The sequence below is a fragment of the Starkeya nomas genome (assembly GCF_902703545.1).
Lineage (GTDB): Bacteria > Pseudomonadota > Alphaproteobacteria > Rhizobiales > Xanthobacteraceae > Ancylobacter > Ancylobacter moscoviensis.
Genome location: NZ_CACSAS010000001.1, coordinates 3641562 through 3658583, shown reverse-complemented (window position 1 = coordinate 3658583; position 17022 = coordinate 3641562). Strand labels below are relative to the sequence as shown.

The 17022-nt window shown below is 68.5% G+C and carries 17 protein-coding genes; 9 read left to right on the top strand and 8 right to left on the bottom strand.

Annotated features, from left to right (window positions below):
* Window positions 1–2 precede the first annotated feature (2 nt).
* The 3 genes from pncA to alr form a co-directional block, all read right to left on the bottom strand.
* Complete coding sequence (pncA, locus tag STARVERO_RS17395) at window positions 3–659, bottom strand: bifunctional nicotinamidase/pyrazinamidase (protein ID WP_244616804.1); 657 nt, start codon at window positions 657–659, stop codon at window positions 3–5.
* Window positions 660–800: 141 nt separating this feature from the next.
* Window positions 801–2054 carry a D-amino acid dehydrogenase gene (locus STARVERO_RS17390; protein WP_159600350.1) on the bottom strand — a complete coding sequence of 418 codons (1254 nt, stop codon included), beginning with the start codon at window positions 2052–2054 and terminating at the stop codon, window positions 801–803.
* Between the two features lie 30 nt (window positions 2055–2084).
* Window positions 2085–3203, bottom strand: a complete 1119-nt coding sequence (gene alr, locus STARVERO_RS17385; protein WP_159600348.1) for an alanine racemase — start codon at window positions 3201–3203, stop codon at window positions 2085–2087.
* A gap of 180 nt (window positions 3204–3383) precedes the next feature.
* On the opposite strand from alr, the gene STARVERO_RS17380 reads away from it, so the two are divergent.
* A complete protein-coding gene (locus tag STARVERO_RS17380) occupies window positions 3384–3845 on the top strand; it encodes an Lrp/AsnC family transcriptional regulator (protein ID WP_144341605.1) in 462 nt (153 codons plus the stop codon).
* A gap of 32 nt (window positions 3846–3877) precedes the next feature.
* Here the strand turns inward: STARVERO_RS17380 and STARVERO_RS17375 are convergent, their stop codons facing one another.
* Genes STARVERO_RS17375 through STARVERO_RS17360 form a run of 4 tightly spaced genes read right to left on the bottom strand, consistent with a single transcriptional unit; the run spans window position 3878 to window position 7754 of the window.
* Complete coding sequence (locus STARVERO_RS17375) at window positions 3878–4516, bottom strand: HAD family hydrolase (protein WP_159600346.1); 639 nt, start codon at window positions 4514–4516, stop codon at window positions 3878–3880.
* Window positions 4513–6024 (bottom strand): FGGY-family carbohydrate kinase, encoded by a 1512-nt coding sequence (locus STARVERO_RS17370; RefSeq protein WP_159600344.1) that lies wholly within the window; start codon window positions 6022–6024, stop codon window positions 4513–4515. The genes STARVERO_RS17375 and STARVERO_RS17370 overlap by 4 nt, the downstream gene beginning before the upstream one ends.
* 28 nt (window positions 6025–6052) lie before the next feature.
* Window positions 6053–6853, bottom strand: a complete 801-nt coding sequence (locus STARVERO_RS17365) for a BtpA/SgcQ family protein (protein ID WP_144341608.1) — start codon at window positions 6851–6853, stop codon at window positions 6053–6055.
* Between the two features lie 40 nt (window positions 6854–6893).
* Window positions 6894–7754 (bottom strand): DeoR/GlpR family DNA-binding transcription regulator, encoded by an 861-nt coding sequence (locus STARVERO_RS17360; protein WP_159601868.1) that lies wholly within the window; start codon window positions 7752–7754, stop codon window positions 6894–6896.
* A 161-nt stretch (window positions 7755–7915) separates the two neighbouring features.
* Here STARVERO_RS17360 and STARVERO_RS17355 point away from each other — a divergent pair, with 161 nt between their 5' ends.
* The 5 genes from STARVERO_RS17355 to STARVERO_RS17335 all read left to right on the top strand — a co-directional run bounded on the left by STARVERO_RS17355 (window position 7916) and on the right by STARVERO_RS17335 (window position 13211).
* Window positions 7916–8716 carry an SDR family NAD(P)-dependent oxidoreductase gene (locus STARVERO_RS17355; protein ID WP_186291821.1) on the top strand — a complete coding sequence of 267 codons (801 nt, stop codon included), beginning with the start codon at window positions 7916–7918 and terminating at the stop codon, window positions 8714–8716.
* 176 nt (window positions 8717–8892) lie between these two features.
* Window positions 8893–10026 (top strand): ABC transporter ATP-binding protein, encoded by a 1134-nt coding sequence (locus STARVERO_RS17350; protein ID WP_159600342.1) that lies wholly within the window; start codon window positions 8893–8895, stop codon window positions 10024–10026.
* 19 nt (window positions 10027–10045) lie between these two features.
* On the top strand, window positions 10046–10843 hold the full coding sequence (locus STARVERO_RS17345) for a carbohydrate ABC transporter permease (RefSeq protein ID WP_159600340.1): 798 nt from the start codon (window positions 10046–10048) through the stop codon (window positions 10841–10843).
* 81 nt (window positions 10844–10924) lie between these two features.
* Window positions 10925–12202, top strand: a complete 1278-nt coding sequence (locus STARVERO_RS17340; RefSeq protein WP_159600338.1) for an extracellular solute-binding protein — start codon at window positions 10925–10927, stop codon at window positions 12200–12202.
* A 127-nt stretch (window positions 12203–12329) separates the two neighbouring features.
* Entirely contained in the window at window positions 12330–13211 is an 882-nt protein-coding gene (locus tag STARVERO_RS17335) for a carbohydrate ABC transporter permease (RefSeq protein ID WP_159600336.1), read from the top strand.
* 29 nt (window positions 13212–13240) lie between these two features.
* On the opposite strand, the gene STARVERO_RS17330 is transcribed toward STARVERO_RS17335, so the two are convergent.
* Window positions 13241–13678, bottom strand: coding sequence for an Lrp/AsnC family transcriptional regulator (locus tag STARVERO_RS17330; protein WP_144341613.1), 438 nt, complete (start codon window positions 13676–13678; stop codon window positions 13241–13243).
* A gap of 144 nt (window positions 13679–13822) precedes the next feature.
* On the opposite strand from STARVERO_RS17330, the gene rocF reads away from it, so the two are divergent.
* The 3 genes from rocF (at window position 13823) to gntR (ending at window position 17017) form a co-directional block, all read left to right on the top strand.
* Window positions 13823–14761 (top strand): arginase, encoded by a 939-nt coding sequence (gene rocF, locus STARVERO_RS17325; protein WP_159601866.1) that lies wholly within the window; start codon window positions 13823–13825, stop codon window positions 14759–14761.
* Entirely contained in the window at window positions 14761–15816 is a 1056-nt protein-coding gene (locus STARVERO_RS17320) for an ornithine cyclodeaminase (RefSeq protein ID WP_159600334.1), read from the top strand. Before rocF ends, STARVERO_RS17320 begins: the two co-directional genes overlap by 1 nt.
* Window positions 15817–15949: 133 nt before the next feature.
* Complete coding sequence (gntR, locus tag STARVERO_RS17315) at window positions 15950–17017, top strand: HTH-type transcriptional regulator GntR (RefSeq protein ID WP_159600332.1); 1068 nt, start codon at window positions 15950–15952, stop codon at window positions 17015–17017.
* Window positions 17018–17022: the final 5 nt, after the last annotated feature.

The window sequence follows — 17022 nt, the reverse complement described above, 5'->3', positions numbered from 1 at the left end:
GGCTATGGGCGGTGGCGAGGATCGCCAATCGCGGCGGCCGGCAGGCAGGCGATGCCGAGCTCGTCGAAGCGGGCGCGCGCGGCCTGCGCCGAGCCGTCGACGTCGATGCTGCGGCAGGCATCCTCGATCACCACGGTCTCAAAACCCACCCGCCGGGCATCCTCGGCCGAATAGCGGACGCAGAAATCGAAGGCGAGGCCGGCGAGGAAGACGCGGCGCATGCCGCGCTCGCGCAGGTAGCTGGCGAGGCCGGTGGGGGTGCGCCGGTCGTTCTCGTAGAAGGCGGAATAGGAATCGATGGTGGGATGATAGCCCTTGCGCAGCACGAGCTGGGCATGGGGGATGTCGAGATCGTCGCGGAAGGCGGCGCCGCGCGTGCCCTGCACGCAATGGTCCGGCCAGAGGATCTGCGCGCCGTACTCGACGTCGATGGTCTCGAACGGCCGGGCGTCGGGATGGGAGGACGCGAAGGAGAGGTGGCCCGGCGGGTGCCAGTCCTGCGTGAGCACGACATGCGCGAAGCGGGCGGCGAGCCGGTTGATCACCGGCACGACCTCGTCTCCCCGGGGCACGGCGAGCCGGCCGCCAGGGCAGAAATCGTTCTGGATGTCGACCACCAGCAGCACGTCGCCGCTGCCGGGGATGAGTCCTTGGGTCACGACAGCGCCCTCGTTCCACCTGAGAGGCCGGCGCCGCAGGGCGGGCCGAGTCATCGCGCGAGCGTTGTGGAGAGGTTGAGCGCTGCAATCAAGAGGGGCAAGCGGCCGGAGGGCCGCTTGCATGCAAATGGAGCTTCGACTTTAGGCGTAGCGGGCGAGCGAGAGGTCGGTCGCCTCGATGTCGGGCTTGCGGCCGCTGACCAGATCGGCGAGCACGCGGCCCGAGCCGCAGGACATGGTCCAGCCCAGCGTGCCGTGGCCGGCATTGAGGAACAGGTTGGGGTAGCGCGTCGGGCCGATGACCGGCGTGCCATCCGGTGTCATCGGGCGCAGGCCGCACCAGAAGGTCGCCCGGCTCTGGTCGCCGGCGCCACCGAACAGGTCTTCGGCCGAGTGCTCCAGCGTCGCGCGCCGCGCCGGCGGCAGGTCGAGGTTGAAGCCGGCGATCTCCGCCATGCCACCGATGCGGATGCGGTCTCCCAGCCGGGTGATGGCGACCTTGTAGGTCTCGTCCATGACGGTGGAGACCGGGGCGCGGGCGGCGTCGACGATCGGCACGGTGAGCGAGTAGCCCTTCACCGGATAGACCGGCAGGTCGAGGCCGAGCGGCCGCACCAGAGCGGGAGCGTAGCTGCCGAGGGCGAGGACGTAGAGATCGGCGCCGACCTCGCCGGTCGCCGTTTCGACGCCGGTCAGCCGGCCATCCGCGACCTTCAGCCGGCGGATATCGACGCCGTAGCGGAAGGTGACGCCCAGCCCCTCGCAGAGCTTGGCCAGCGCGTTGGTGAACTTGAAGCAGTCGCCGGTCTCGTCGTCCGGCAGGCGCAGGCCGCCGACGATCTTCGAGGCCGCGGGAGCGAGACCGGGCTCGGCGGCGACGCAGCCGGCGCGGTCGAGCACCTCGAAGGGCACGCCGTCGGCCTTGAGCACCTCGATGTCCTTGCCGATGCCGTCGAGCTGTTTCTGGGTGCGGAACACCTGCAGCGTGCCCTGCATGCGCTCGTCATAGGCAATGCCGGTCTCCGCCCGCAGCGCCATCAGGCAATCGCGGCTGTATTCGGCGATCCGCACCATACGGCCCTTGTTCAGTGCGTAGCGGGCGGCGGTGCAGTTGCCGAGCATCGCCAGCATCCAGCGCCAGGTCGCGAGGTCCGCCATCGGACGGATGACCAGCGGGGCGTGCTTCATGAACAGCCATTTGACCGCCTTCACCGGGATGCCGGGTGCGGCCCAGGGCGAGGCATAGCCGGGCGAGACCTCGCCGGCATTGGCGAAGCTGGTCTCCAGCGCCGGGCCGGTCTGGCGGTCCAGCACCGTCACCTCGTGTCCCGCCTTGGCGAGGTAATAGGCGGAGGTGACGCCGATGACGCCGGCTCCGAGAACGACGATCTTCATGATGGCCTCTGGCTGGTTCTTTGGTGCGGCTCAGCGGTAGACGCGGTGGTAGCGCGTCCCGAGGCCGGTGAGGATTTCGTAGGAGATGGTGCCGGCATCGGCCGCGAGGGCCTCCAGCGTCTGGTGCGGGCCGATCAGCTCGACGAGGCTGCCGCCCCGAAGCGTGCCCGGCGGCAGGGCGGTGACATCGAGCGTCAGGCTGTCCATGGAGACGCGCCCGGCGATGGGCAGGCGCACGTCGCCCAGATAGGCCGCGCCGCGATCGCTCAACGAACGGGGCAGGCCGTCGGCATAGCCGGCCGCGATGGTTGCGAGGCGCGTCTCGCCGGCGGTGACATGGGTGGCGCCATAGCCGACTCGCGCGCCGGCGGGGACGGTACGGGTCTGGATCACCCGCACGTCGAGGCGCACCACCGGCGTCATCGGGTTGGCGGTTCCGCCAGTCAGGGCGCCGCCATACAGCGCGATGCCCGGACGCGCGAGCGCGCCGTGATAGTCGTTGCCGAGGAAGATGCCGCCGGAATTGGCGAAGCTCAGCGCGACGCCGGGGAAGGCGGCCGCCACGCGCTGCATGGCGGCGAGCTGGTCGGCGTTCTGCGCGTGGCCGGGCTCGTCGGCGCAGGCGAGATGGCTCATGAGGTAAAGCACGCGCACGCCCGCGAGGCGCGCCGGATCGGCGGCGAGGGCTTCCGCCTCCTCCGGCGACAGGCCGAACCGCGACATGCCGGTATCGAACTGCAGCAGCGCGGGAAGTTCGGCGCCCTGCGTGCGGGCGAGGCGCGACCAATCGTCGATCTGGTCGAGGCTGTTCAGCACCGGGACGATGCCGGCTTCAGCACAGGCGCGCTCGGCGCCGGGCTGAAGGCCGCTGAGCACATAAACACGGGCGTCCGCGCCAAGGGCGGGCTTCAGCGCCAGCGCTTCGGAAAGCTGGACGACGAAGAAATCGCGGCAGCCGGCGGCATGGAGGGCCGGGGCCACGCGAAGGGCGCCGAGACCGTAGGCGTCGGCCTTGACTACGCCGGCGACCCGGGCCGGCGCGGCGCGCTGCTGCAGGGCGCGGTAATTGGCGACGAGCGCGCCGAGATCGATGGTCAGGATGCCCGGCGCCGTGTCGGTCGCCTGCCGTTCCGAAATCTCGCCGAACATCCCCGTCCCCGTCCTGCCGACATCCCGGCCGGCGTCGCCAGCCGACGCCCCTTGCCGAACGGAGGGAGATTGTAGTGCAAGGATCGCGCAAAGGGCGGTCGATGCGTGCATGTTTGTTTCAATGAATACTTTTCTATGCAAGGATCGACGATCTTTTCGTTGAATCCGTCAGAGGCTCCCGTGAGCGCGCTCGACGCCATCGATCGCAACATCCTGCGGCTGCTGCGCCTCGACGCGCGCATGCCGACGGCGAAGATCGCCGAGGAGGTGGGGCTTTCCGCCTCGACCTGCCTGCGTCGCATCAGGCTGATGGAGCACAGCGGCGTCATCCGGGGCTACACGGCGCTGGTCGATCATTCCGCGCGCGACGCGGCGATGGCGGTGATCATCAACATCACGCTGGAGCGCCAGACCGAGGATTATCTCACGCGCTTCGAGGCGGCGGTGCGCCGGCATCCGGAGATTCAGGAGTGCTACCTGATGACCGGCGGCGCGGATTACCTGCTGCGGGTCGAGGTGGAGAACGCCGCCGAGTTCGAGCGTATCCACACCGACATCCTGTCGACGCTGCCGGGAGTGCTGCGCATCCATTCCAGCTTTTCGATCCGCAACGTGCTGGCGACGCGCCGGCGGCCGAAATAGGCGGGAAGCTCAAGGGGCGAGTTGAGCGCGCCTCAGGAGAAGAGCGGCAGGATGTTCTCCAGCCGGTCGATCTCCAGATCGACGCTGTCGAAGCCGCCGCCGCTCGGCGTGTAGCCGACGACGTAGAGACTCGCCGCCCGCGCCGACAGCGCGCCCGAGCGGCTGTCCTCGATCGCCGCGACCTCCTGCGGGGGCAGCCCGAGCCGCGCGCAGGCGCACCGGTAAGGCTCGGGATCGGGCTTGCCGTTCGTCACGTCGTCGAGGCTGAGCGAGAAGGCGAGGGCGTCGGCGATGCCGAGGGCGTCGATATTGGCGTCCACCACGCTGCGGCTGGAATTGGAGACGCAGACCTGCGGCACGCCGAGCCTCGCCAGCGCGCGGATGGTGGCCACGGCGCCGGGAAGCGCGATCAGGCTGTCGCGATGGGCCACATAGTGGTCGTTGATGCGCGCCAGCCACTCGGCCTGCGCCACATCCGCCGGCAGGCGCGGCGCGATCTGCTTCCATACATCGCCCATATGGATGCCGCGAAACGCCTGGTCGGGCAGGTCGGAGATGTCCGAGCCCAGCGCCCGGCAGGCGGCGACGAGCGCGCGGTGGTGCAGGGGCTCGCTGTCGATCAGCGTGCCGTCGATGTCCCATGCGACCGCGCGCAGCCCGTGAGCGCTCATGCTGAGTCCCTTGCCGCGTCCCTTCCGGCGAGACGCCGGTAGAGGTCGCGGTAGCGCGCATAGCCGGCGGCGTAGGCCTGTGCGTGGGCAGGGTTCGGCTCCAGCGTCTCGTCCTGCTGGACGAAGCGGGAGATGCCCGCCCAGTCCGCCGCGCCGATGCCGACCGCCGCCGTCCAGGCCGCGCCGAGCGAGGATCCGGGATGTCCCTTCAGGCGATGGACGGGCTGCTGCAGCACATCGGCGATGATCTGCATCCACACGCGCGAGTTCGAGCCGCCGTCCGAGACCATGACGCGGGCGGCGGCATGCCCCATGTCGCGGAGCACTTCGACATGGTGGGCGCAGGCGTAGGCGTAGCCTTCCAGCAGCGCCCGCCACACATGGCCGATATCGTGCGAGAGGGTGAGCCCGTCCACGACGCCTCGCGCGGCGGGATCGTGGATCGGGGTCTTCTCGCCGAGGAAATAAGGCAGGACGGTCAGCCCTTCCGCACCGGCGGGGCGGGCGTCGGCGAGGCGGTCGAGATGCTGGTGCAGGCTCAACCCGGCGCACTCGGCGGCCGCCGCCTCGCCGCCGGCGAAGTTGCGCACGAACCAGTTGAGTCCCGAGCCGCCGGTCGACATGCACCCGTTGGGCATGAACAGGCCGGGGATGAGGTGATAGTCGAGATAGAGGCGCGGATCGGGCTTTACCTGATCGGTGGCGACGAGGATGTCGATGGCGCCGCCGAATTTGAGCAATATGTCGCCGCGCCGGGTGACGCCGGCGCCGAGCGCCGAGGCGATCATGTCCGCCGCGCCGCCGATGACCGGCGTGCCGGGGGCGAGGCCGGTTTCGACCGCGCCTTCCGCCGAGACGCGCCCCATCACTTCATGCGAGGCGGTCTTGCGCGGGATGGCACCGCGCGGGATACGCGCCCAGGCGACGAGGTCGTCGTCGATCTCGTGGCTCGCCACGTCGACGAAGCCGGCCTCCAGTGCCCAGTTCTGCTCCACCGCCCGTTCGCCGGTGAGGCGCCAGTTCACATAGTCGTAGGAGCCGAACACGGTGGCGATGCGCGCGAAGACGTCCGGCTCGTGTCGGGCGATCCAGCGCAGCTTGGCGGTGACGAGCTGCTGATTGATGCCGTTGCCGGCTTTGGCGATGAAGGCGGCCTCGTCGCGCTCGTCGCGCAGCTCGGCGACTTCCGCTCCGCAGCGCCCGTCGCTCTGCTGGATGGAGGGGCGAAGGAGCCCGCCCTGCGCATCCAGCAGCACGACCGCCGGCAGCATGCCGGTGACACCCACGGCGGCGATCTCGGCCGGGTCGATCCCGGCCGTGTCGATCAGCTCACGGGTGATGGCGCATACATTCGCCCACCATTCCGCGGGATCCTCCTCCGCCCAGCCGGCATGCTTCGAGGTCAGCGTGACCGGCCGCGAGACCACGCCCAGTATCTCCCCCGGAAGCCGGAGAAGCAGGCCGATGGTCGAGGTCGTGCCGATGTCGAGGCCGAGAACGCAGCTCATGAAGCAACCGGAAGGGAGGAGGGAGGGATCAGCGGATGGCGTTCACGACGTCCATGAAGCGGGACACGCGCCCCGCCTCGACCGGGTTCCAGGTGTTGCCGTCGACCTTGAAATGGGTGCCGATGACGACGCCGGAGGCGACGGAGAAGATGTCGCGGATGTTGTCGATGTTCACGCCCGTATTGGCGAAGATCGGCACGTCCTTGACGGTTTCGGCCACCTTCTTGAGGTGGGACTGGTCGGCCGGCTGGCCGGTGAGCGGGCCGGAGACGAGGATGGCGTCGGCGAGCGAGGAGAAGACGGCGCTCTTGGCGCGCAGCTCGATCGGACGCTGGTCCAGCGAATGGGCGAACTCGGCGTTGATGTTGAAGAGCAGCTTCATGTCGTCGCGGCGCAGGTCGTGGCGCAGGCGCGCCGCCTCGGCGGCGTTCGGCTCCCACAGGCCCATGTCGGAGGCGAACAGGCCGGTGAAGATCTCGCGCACGAAGGACGCGCCAGTGACCGCGCCGATGGAGACGCTGGCGACCGGATCCCAGAGATAGTTGACGCCGAACGGCACCTTCAGGCTCGGCTTGACCGCCTGGACGATGGCGGACATGGCGGCGATCGCGGCGGGCGAGCCCTTGAAGACGTAGGGACGGTCGTTCTCGTTGCCGAACATGATGGCGTCGACGCCGCCGGCCTGCAGCTTCTCGACATCGGCCAGCACGCCCTCGATCAGCTTGTCGAGGCCACCGTCTGCGTCATAGAGCGGGGCGCCGGGAAGGGCCCCGATATGGGCCATGGCGATGACGACCTTCTTCTTGGCGCCGAAACACTCGAATACCATTCCAACTACTCCTTGGGGGACGGGACGCGCGCGGGGCGCATCAATCTGCGGGGGCCGGCGGCGCGATGCGCAGGTCGACGCGCGCGGCAGCGAGCGCGGCGGCGATGCGCGGGGGCGGTTCGGCATCGGTGACGAGGATGTTGATGTCGGCGAGGGCGCCGACCTGCACCAGCGACATGCGCTGGAACTTCGCGGAATCGCACAGCAGGATGCGCAGGCCCGACCGGCGCAGATAGACGCGCTTCATGTCGGTGTCCTCGAAGGAATAATCGAAGAAGCCGTCGGCGGTGACGCCCGAGGTGCCGAGCACCGCGACGTCGAACCACAGCTTCTCGAACTGGGCGATGGCGGTGGGGCCCCACACCGACATCTCCTCCGGGCGCACGCGCCCGCCGGCCACGTAGACCTCGGCCGCGCCGCCGTCGAGAAGGGCCGAGACGCGCAGGCTGTTGGTGAAGATCTTCAGGTGTCCGACATCGCGCAGATGGCCGGCCATGAGATAGGTGGTGGTGCCCACGTCGATGGCGGCGGTGCGGTAGCCGGCGACGAGGCCGGCGGCATAGGCGGCGATGGCGCTCTTGGCCTCGCTGCCGCGGCGCAGGCGCGCGTCGAAGCGCGGCTCCTCGCTGTCCATGGCGACGCTGGCCGGGGTTTCGGCGAGCACGGCGCCGCCATGCACGCGCACCAGCCGGCCCTCGCGTTCGAGCTCCAGCAGGTCGCGGCGGATCGTCATGTCCGACACCCCCAGCTCGGCGGCGATGGTGGTGACGCTGATCGAGCCGGAAAGCGCGAGCTGATCGAGAATGCGGGCGTGGCGCACATGCGAGAGCATGCGCTGGCGGTCCTCGCCAGCCGCGAGTTCGGCAACGGATTTGTCCGGGAAAGACACGTCGTCGGCCATCATTGCACCCTGCCTCGTTGCGGATCCGTCGGAGATGAACGGATTCGCCGCGCGTCGGCCACTCCTCTCTAGCGCATCAATCGAACAAGATCAAACATCAGATTGTTCTTGATGTGCGATGATGTTCGGATAAAGTGCACGTCGAACATGAGGAGCCGACCATGATCCCCACGACCGCCCCGACGCCTGTCTACCCCGAACTTTCCGGCCGGCTGGCCTTCGTGACGGGGGCGGCGACGGGGATCGGGCGGGCCATCGCCACGGCCCTGGCCCGCCAGGGCGTGCGGGTCGCGATCGGCGATATCAATCTCGCGGCGGCCGAGGACGCGGCGGTGGCGATTGGCGGCGGCGCCGTGGCGGTCCAGGTGGATGTACGCCAGCGGGCTTCGGTCGAGGCGGGGTTCGCCCGTGTGCTCGATCTGCTCGGCGGTTGCGACCTGCTGGTCGCCAATGCCGGCGTCTCGACCATGCAGGCGGCGCTGGAACTGACCGACGAGGAGTGGGACTTCAACTTCGACGTCAACACGCGCGGCGTGTTCCTCACCAACCAGATCGTGGCCCGGCATTTCGTGGCGAAGGGCAAGGGCTGCATCGTCAACACCGCCTCGCTCGCCGCCAAGGTCGGCGCGCCGCTGCTGGCGCATTACTCGGCGTCCAAGTTCGCCGTCCTCGGCTGGACGCAGGCGCTGGCCCGCGAGCTTGCCTCCAAGGGAATCCGCGTCAATGCCGTCTGCCCGGGTTTCGTGGCGACCGGCATGCAATCGCGCGAGGTGCAGTGGGAAGCGACGCTGCGCGGCGTGACCCCGCAGCGGGTGGTCGACGACTACATCGCCCAGACCCCGCTCGGCCGGCTGGAGCAGCCGGAGGACGTCGCCGACGTGGTGGTCTTCCTGTGTTCGGAGCAGGCCCGCTTCATGACCGGGCAGGGCGTCAACGTCACCGGCGGCGTCTACACGACCTGAGGTCGGGCGTGCTGTGCGAATGTGATCGGTTGCAGAACTGATCCGTTCGAATTAGTGCTTGCGATGTTCGTTTTTGTTCCACTACTATCCGCGAACTGCCGGTGCCCCGGCCTGGGAAAACCCTCCGGTGCTTCCCGCGCGACGGGGCGGTTCCCGTTCCGGGCAGAGGATTGCTGATGTCGTCGATCGAGCTCGATCATGTCTCCAAGCTCTACGCCAACGGCGCCTATGGCGTGCGTGACGTGGATCTTTCCATCGGAGAAGGCGAGTTCGTGATCTTCCTCGGCCCCTCGGGCTGCGGGAAGTCGACCACGCTGCGCATGATCGCCGGGCTGGAGGGCATCTCCTCGGGCGATCTGCGCATCGGCGGGCGGAGCGTGAACAACGTGCCCCCGCGCGACCGCAACATCGCCGTCGTGTTCCAGTCCTACGCGCTCTACCCGCACATGAGCGTGCGCGACAATATGGGCTTCGGCCTCAAGATGCGCGGCGTGGGCAAAGCCGTCATCGACGAGAAGATCCGCGAGGCGGCGGGCCTGCTCGGCCTCACCCCCTATCTCGACCGCAAGCCGGCGGCGCTCTCGGGCGGCCAGCGCCAGCGCGTCGCTCTCGGCCGCGCCATCGTGCGCGATCCCGTCGCCTTCCTCCTCGACGAACCGCTGTCCAATCTCGACGCGCAGCTGCGCGCGGAGATGCGGCTCGAGCTCGTGAAGCTGCACCGCCGGCTCGGCCGCACCATCGTCCACGTCACCCACGACCAGGTGGAGGCGATGACCATGGGCGACCGCATCTGCATCATGCGCGAGGGCAGCATGATCCAGGTCGGCAAGCCGCTGGAGGTCTACGCCAACCCGGTCGACACCTTCGTCGCCCGCTTTCTCGCCACGCCGCCGATGAACCTGATCCCCGCCCGGCTGGAAGGCCGGGGCGACGGGCTCGCCGTCATCGGCGACGGCCTCGACGTGCCGGTGCCGGACATGCACCGGACCGCCTATGCGCCGGTGGCCGGGCGCGAGGTGATCTTCGGGCTGCGTCCCGAGGACCTGCACGAGACGCCCCAGCCCGGCTGCGTGCGCATCGACGTGACCGTGGTGGCGATGGAGGCGCTCGGCGTCGAGAACATTCTCGTCGGCCAGATCGGCGGCACGGGCGGAAAGCCGGTGGAGATCGCCGCCCGGCTCTCGCGTCATTTCACGGCGCCGGTGGGAGCGAGCGTTCCGCTCTACCTCGATGCGCGGCCCATGCATCTGTTCGACCCGGAGACGACGCGGGCCTTTCCGCGTCCCGCCCTCCGCATCGTCAAATCCTGATCGAAGCGGAGGGGAGGCCATGCGGCGCGTCGCACTTCATCTCGGGTTGCTTCTGACCTGCGCCGTCATCCTCCTGCCCATCCTCTGGGTGGTCCGCACCAGCTTCCTGCCGGAGCCGCTGTCCTATTCGCCGGAGCTGATGCCGGCGGCGACGCTCGACAATTACGTCGCGCTGTTCACCTCGACCCGCTACGGCCAGTCCTACCTCAACAGCCTGATCGTCGCCCTCGGCTCGGTCGTGGTCGCGCTGCCCTTCGCGGCGATGACCGGCTATGCCTTCGCCCGCTTCAAGACCGGGGGGCGGGCCGGGCGCTTCGCGGTGCTGGCGACGCAGATGCTGCCGCCGGTGGCGATCGTGCTGCCCGCCTTCGCGCTGCTGCGCACCGTCGGCCTCACCAATTCGCTGACCGGCCTGATCATCGTCTACGCGGCGGTGAACCTGCCCTTCCTCATCTGGATCCTGATGGGCTTCTTCGAGGGCATTCCGGTCGATCTCGAATGGGCGGCGCAGACGGATGGGGCGACCGCCTGGGGCGCCTTCTGGCGGATCGTGCTGCCGGTCTCGCTGCCGGGCATCGCGGCCGCCGGCGTGCTCGGCTTCATCCTTACCTGGAACGAGTTCCTGTTCGCGCTGGTGCTCAGCGGTCCGCAGACCGCCACCGTGCCGGTGGCGCTCGCCTCGCTCCAGACATCGAACGGCGTGCAGATCGCCAAGGTCTCCGCCGGGGTGGTGCTCGCCGTGCTGCCGCTGGTGATCGCCTCCCGCTTCATCCAGCGCTTCATCGTCCAGGGCCTGACTTTCGGCAGTGTGAAGTGACGTCGATTGCGCCGCGCCCGGCCGGGCGCGCGCCAACAAGCGGGCGAAACAGTGCCCGTACCAGAGGAACAGGAGAACCAGATGCAGTTGAAGTGTAGCCTCAAGGCCGCCCTGCTCGGCGCCACCCTGCTGGCGGCGGCCGGTTCGGCGCACGCCCAGAACGTCACGCTGCGCGCCCTCATGGAGGACGTGCCGGAGACGCAGATCATCGAGAAGCTGCTGCCGGAATTCGAGAAGGAAACCGGCATCAAGGTCGAGTTCGAGAAGATCGGCTATGGCGACATGCACGACAAGCTGGTGGCCCAGCTCGTCTCGCCGGAGAGCTACTACAATGTGCTGGAGGTCGATTTCCTGTGGGCCGGCGAGTTCCCCACCGCCGGCTGGCTGGAGGACCTGAACCCCTATATCGCCAAGTCCGGCTTCGACCTGAAGCCCTTCATTCCGTCCATGCTGGAGCTGCTCGGCCAGACAAAGGACGCGACGCCGATCCTGCCCATGTACAACTACTCCATGGGCCTGATCTACCGGGCCGACCTGCTCGATGACGCCAAGGTCAAGGCCGACTACAAGGCCAAGACCGGCAAGGAACTCGCCTTGCCGAAGACGCTCGCCGAGTATGTGGAGCTCTCCAAGTTCTTCAAGGCCGGCGGCAATGTCGTCGGCGCCGCCATGCAGGCGCAGCGCGGCGATCCGAACGCCATGGAGTTCTCCAACTACCTGTTCTCCTCCGGCGGCGCCTATCTCGACGCCGGCCGCAAGGTGGTGCTGAACAGCCCGGAAGGGCTGACCGCGCTCAAGCTCTACGCCGACAACGTGCAGAACGGCGCCCAGCAGGGCGCGCTGTCGGCCACGCTCGACGACACGATGCGCCTGATGTGCGCGGGCAAGGCGTTCAGCATGGTCACCTACTGGTGGATGCTGCCGCAGCTCGACAACAAGGAGAAGTGCCCGGAAGTCGCCGGCAAGCTGGCGCTGTCGGTCATGCCCGGCGGCCATGGCGAGAGCGGCGGCTGGGGTTGGGGCATTCCGAAGAACACCTCCGACGAATCCAAGGCCGCGGCCTGGAAGTTCATCGAGTGGGTGCAGGGCAAGAAGGTCTCGATCGCCCGCGCGCTGGAAGGCCATGCGCCGGTGCGCTCGGACGTGTTCGAGGATGAGGAGGTGCTGAAGAAGTACCCCTTCTACAAGACCGGCCTCGACATCGTCGCCTCCGGCAAGTCCTTCCCGATCTTCGCCTATTCGGCGCAGTACGAGGACGTGCTGGGCGCCCAGCTCTCGCTGGCGGCCGGCGGCCAGGCCAAGCCCGAGGACGCGCTGAAAGCGGCGGCCGACGGCCTGACCCAGCTTCTCGCCAAATGATCGCGCTCTTCACCGACTGATCGCCTTGGCGGGCGCTTCCCCCGAAGTGTCCGCCGTCCGGCGCGCCGACCACCCCCTCGGTTCGGCGCGCCGGCTTTTCTGACCCCGACGAGACGGAAAGACGAGCATGCGCGTTCCGGCATTTGCGGATCGGGATTGGCGGACCGGCTGGGCCTTCGCCGCGCCGGGGCTGCTGACGCTCGCCATCGTCATGGGCTTCCCGCTGGTCTATGCGGCGCTCATCTCGCTTTCCTCGCTGACGCTGCTCAAGCCGATGCTCCAGCCCTTCGTCGGGCTGAAGAACTTCGCCACCGTCATGGCCGACCCACTGTTCTGGAGCGCGCTGTGGCTGACCATCAAATATTCGGTCGTCACCGTCCTCGGCGAGTTCGTCATCGGGCTGGGCATCGCGCTGATGCTCAACCGCACGGTGACGATGAAGCCGGTCTATTTCGCGGTGCTGACCATCCCGATGGCGATGTCGCCGGTCAGCGTGGCGCTGATCTGGCGCATGCTGCTGCAGCCCAATCTCGGCATCGCCAATCAGGTGATGGAGAGCCTCGGCCTGCCGCGCATCGACTGGCTGGGCAATGCGGACCTCGCTTTGTGGACGATGGCGGCCATCGACATCTGGCAGCAGACCTCCTTCGTGGTGCTGATCCTCGCCGCCGGCCTCGCCTCGCTGCCGCGCGACCCCTACGAAGCCGCGGAGGTGGACGGCGCCACGCCGCTCCAGCAATTCTGGTACATCACCCTACCGATGCTGCGGCCGGTGGCGGCGATCGCCGTCATCATCCAGCTCATCAACGAGTTCCGCACCTACGACCTGCCCTACATCCTCACCAAGGGCGGGCCGGGCAACGCGACCGAGGTGCTGAGCTTCTTCGCCTATCGCCGGGCCTTCCTCGGCCTCTCGCTCAACGAGGGCGCGGCCGCCGCCTTCGTGCTGCTGCTCATCGTGCTGGGCCTCACCATCCTGTTCTTCGCCACGCTGGAGCGGCGGCGCTAGCGCGGCCCGCGCTCACGGCTTCGCCCTTGTTACAGTTTCGCCCTTGTGCTGCGCGGCGTCGCCAGCAGCAGGCTGGTCTCGCTGCCGGTGATGCCGGGGATGAGGCGGATTCGCCGGAGCACGTGGTCGAAATCCGTCAGCGTCGAGGTGGAGAGTTCGACGACGAGGTCCCAGCGGCCGTTCGTCGTGTGAACGCTCGATATCTCCGGGAAGCCGCCGAGCGCCTGGATGACGCGGTCGGCCGAATGGCCTTCCACCTCCACCATCATGATGCCCCGCACCGGCAGCTCCACAGCGTCGGCGCGCAGGATGACCGTGTAGCCGATGATGGTGCCCGAGCGTTCCAGACGCTCCATGCGCGCGCGCACTGTCGCCCGCGAGACGCCGAGATCCAGCGCGATGTCCGACAGGCTGCGCCGTCCGTCGTGGCGCAGCAGGGTGATCAGTCTCTGGTCGAGATCGTCCACTGACGTTTTGTCCGAAGTGTCCGCCGTTTTGGCAAGAAGACCTATCATATCCGGCAATTTGGCCTGTTCAAACTGCCAGCGTCGTGTGCCGAAATGGTGGCGACACCAGATTCGATCTCCGGATCGCGTATTCGACGGGACATGATGACCGAACCCAGGAACACCCGCTGCACGCTGATCGGCGCCCCCATCCAGGTCGGGGCTGGGCATCTGGGCTGCGAGATGGGGCCGAGCGCGTTGCGCACCGCGGGGCTGCGTGCTGCGCTGGAGGAACTGGGCTACCGCGTCAGCGACCTCGGCAACGTCGTTCCCGCCGACATTCCTGACCTTCGCCATCCCAACGGCGCGGTGCACCACCTCGCCGACATGGCGGCGTGGACGGAGCTGCTGGCCGAGGTGGCGTACCGCGAAAGCGAAGGCGCGATGCCGATCTTCCTCGGCGGCGATCACGCCCTTTCGGCCGGCACGGTGGCGGGCGTGGCGCGCCGGGCGGCGGAGGCGGGGCGTCCGCTCTTCGTGCTGTGGCTCGACGCGCACACCGATTTCCATACGCTGGAGACCACGCAGAGTGGCAATCTGCACGGCGTGCCGATGGCCTATTTCACCGGCCACGAGGGTTTCGAGGGCTATCTGCCGCCGCTGGCGGCGCCGGTCGATCCCGCCCGCGTCTGCATGATCGGCATACGCAGCGTCGATCCCGCCGAGCGCGAGGCGCTGGCCCGCACGGCGATCACCGTCCACGACATGCGCATGATCGACGAGCACGGCGTCGGCGTGCTGCTGCGCTCCTTCCTGGAGAAGGTGGCGGCCGAGGACGGAATGCTGCATGTCAGCCTCGACGTCGACTTCCTCGACCCGGACATCGCGCCGGGCGTCGGCACGACGGTGCCGGGCGGCGCCACCTTCCGCGAGGCTCATCTGGTTATGGAGATGCTGCACGACAGCGGCCTCGTCACCAGCCTCGATCTCGTGGAGCTCAACCCCTTCCTCGACGAGCGCGGCCGTACCGCGCGGCTGCTGGTGGACCTGACCGGCAGCCTGATGGGCCGCCGCGTTCTCGACCGCCCGACAAGGAGCTTCTGATGGTTCGCGCGCCCCACCTGAACATCGTGCCGTTCGTCAGCGTCGACCACATGATGAAGCTGGTGCTTCGGATCGGCGTGGAGACGTTCCTGAAGGAGCTGGCGGGCTATGTCGAGGAGGACTTCCGCCGCTGGGAGGTCTTCGACAAGACCCCCCGCGTCGCCGCGCATTCGGCGGAGGGGGTGATCGAGCTGATGCCGACCAGCGACGGGCAGCTCTACGGCTTCAAATACGTCAACGGCCACCCGAAGAACATGCGGGAGGGGCTGCAGACGGTGGTGGCGTTCGGCGCGCTCTCGGATGCGGGCAATGGCTACCCGATGCTGCTGACCGAGATGACGCTGCTCACCGCGCTGCGCACCGCTGCGACCTCCTCGCTCGCCGCGCGCTATCTGGCGCCGAAGGGCGCGCGCTGCATGGCGATCATCGGCAATGGCGCGCAGAGCGAGTTCCAGGCGATGGCCTTCAAGGCCCTGCTCGGCATCGACCGGCTGCGGCTCTACGATCTCGATCCTGCGGCCACCGCCAAATGCGCGCGCAATCTCGCCGGTCAGGGCTTCGCCATCGAGACCTGCCGCTCGCCCGAGGAGGCGGTGGAAGGGGCGCAGATCATCACCACCGTCACCGCCGACAAGCAGCTCGCGACTATCCTTACCGACAACATGGTCGGGCCGGGCGTGCACATCAACGCGGTGGGCGGCGATTGCCCCGGCAAGACCGAGCTGCACCCGGACATATTGCGGCGCTCCGATATCTTCGTCGAATACCCGCCGCAGACGCGCATCGAGGGCGAAATCCAGCAATTGCCGCCGGACTACCCGGTCAACGAGCTCTGGGAAGTCATCGCCGGCAAGCGGGAGGGGCGTCGCGACGCGCGCCAGATCACGCTGTTCGACAGCGTGGGCTTCGCCACCGAGGACTTCTCCGCGCTGCGCTATGTGCGCGACAAGATCGCCGGGACGGGCCTCTACGAGGAACTCGACCTGCTGGCGGACCCGGACGATCCGCGCGATCTCTTCGGCATGCTGCTGAGGTGCCAGAAGGCGGTGGCGTAGGCCCGCCCCGCCACCGCTCTGCCGACATCCTGCCGAGTTCCGGTCGATCCGCCTGTGTGCGCCTCGTTCACGCCTCTCCAATCCGGCGCATGGCAGCGCTATCATGTCCGGGTGAGGCTGTGAGGATTCGTGCATGCGCAGGAGACGGAACGGGGGGCGCCCGACCATCGCGGATGTTGCCAAGCGCGCAGGGGTGAGTTCGATCACCGTCTCGCGGGCCCTGCGCGACCCCGAGCGGGTATCGCCGCAGCTGCGCCAGCAGATCGAGGAGGCGGTGCGCGCGCTCGACTATGTGCCGGACCAACACGCCCGCGCGCTCGCCTCGGCCCGCACCGATGTCGTCGGCGTCATCATCCCGTCGCTGACCAACAACGTCTTTGCCGACGTGCTGCGCGGCATCTATGACGGCCTCGCGCAGACCAGCCATCAGGTGCAGCTCGGCAATAGCCGCTATTCCCCGATCGAGGAGGAGCGCCTGCTCGCCACCTTCCTCAGCCAGCGGCCGGCGGCCCTCATTGTCGCCGGCATCGACCAGACCGCGCGGAGCCGCGAGCTTCTTGAGAATGCCGGCTGCCCGGTCGTCCAGATCATGGAGCTGGGCGAGGATCCCATCGACATGATGGTGGGCTTCTCGCACCGGGCGGCCGGCCATCTCGTCACCAGCCATCTGGTGGAGGCCGGCTACCGGCGCATCGGCTTCCTCGGCGCGCGCATGGACCCGCGCACCCAGCGCCGTCTGGAGGGCTACCGCGCGGCGCTGATGGAAGCCGGCCTCTACGATCCCGACCGCGTCACCGCTACCCCGACCCCTTCCAGCGTGACGCTCGGCCGCGACCTGCTGCGCGACCTGCTCGCCCGCATGCCGGACACCGACGCGGTGTTCTGCATCAATGACGATCTGGCGCTCGGCGCGCTGTTCGAATGCCAGAGCGCCGCGCTCGCCGTGCCGGATACCATCGGCATCGCCGGCTTCAACGATCTGGAGATGATGGCGGCCGCCTGGCCGGCGCTGACCAGCGTGCGCACGCCGCGCTACGAGATCGGCAGCCGGGCGGTGCAGATGGCGCGCGCCGCCATCGCCGGCCGGCGCCCGGCCGAGCGCGTTGTCGATGTCGGCGTCGAGCTGCAGGTGCGCGCCAGTACGATGCGTCGGGGAAGCGCGCAGGCGCCGTTGCAGAAGGCGCCGGTCCGCGCCATCTGAGCGAT

Coding starts and splice junctions, on each gene's coding strand:
- STARVERO_RS17320 (WP_159600334.1), top strand. CDS start 14,761: ATGGTTCGCGCGCCCCACCTGAACATCGTGCCGTTCGTCAGCGTCGAC.
- STARVERO_RS17375 (WP_159600346.1), bottom strand. CDS start 4,516: ATGAGCGCTCACGGGCTGCGCGCGGTCGCATGGGACATCGACGGCACG.
- rocF (WP_159601866.1), top strand. CDS start 13,823: ATGACCGAACCCAGGAACACCCGCTGCACGCTGATCGGCGCCCCCATC.
- STARVERO_RS17360 (WP_159601868.1), bottom strand. CDS start 7,754: ATGGCCGACGACGTGTCTTTCCCGGACAAATCCGTTGCCGAACTCGCG.
- STARVERO_RS17345 (WP_159600340.1), top strand. CDS start 10,046: ATGCGGCGCGTCGCACTTCATCTCGGGTTGCTTCTGACCTGCGCCGTC.
- STARVERO_RS17365 (WP_144341608.1), bottom strand. CDS start 6,853: ATGGTATTCGAGTGTTTCGGCGCCAAGAAGAAGGTCGTCATCGCCATG.
- STARVERO_RS17370 (WP_159600344.1), bottom strand. CDS start 6,024: ATGAGCTGCGTTCTCGGCCTCGACATCGGCACGACCTCGACCATCGGC.
- STARVERO_RS17335 (WP_159600336.1), top strand. CDS start 12,330: ATGCGCGTTCCGGCATTTGCGGATCGGGATTGGCGGACCGGCTGGGCC.
- STARVERO_RS17390 (WP_159600350.1), bottom strand. CDS start 2,054: ATGAAGATCGTCGTTCTCGGAGCCGGCGTCATCGGCGTCACCTCCGCC.
- gntR (WP_159600332.1), top strand. CDS start 15,950: ATGCGCAGGAGACGGAACGGGGGGCGCCCGACCATCGCGGATGTTGCC.
- STARVERO_RS17355 (WP_186291821.1), top strand. CDS start 7,916: ATGATCCCCACGACCGCCCCGACGCCTGTCTACCCCGAACTTTCCGGC.
- STARVERO_RS17340 (WP_159600338.1), top strand. CDS start 10,925: ATGCAGTTGAAGTGTAGCCTCAAGGCCGCCCTGCTCGGCGCCACCCTG.
- alr (WP_159600348.1), bottom strand. CDS start 3,203: ATGTTCGGCGAGATTTCGGAACGGCAGGCGACCGACACGGCGCCGGGC.
- STARVERO_RS17350 (WP_159600342.1), top strand. CDS start 8,893: ATGTCGTCGATCGAGCTCGATCATGTCTCCAAGCTCTACGCCAACGGC.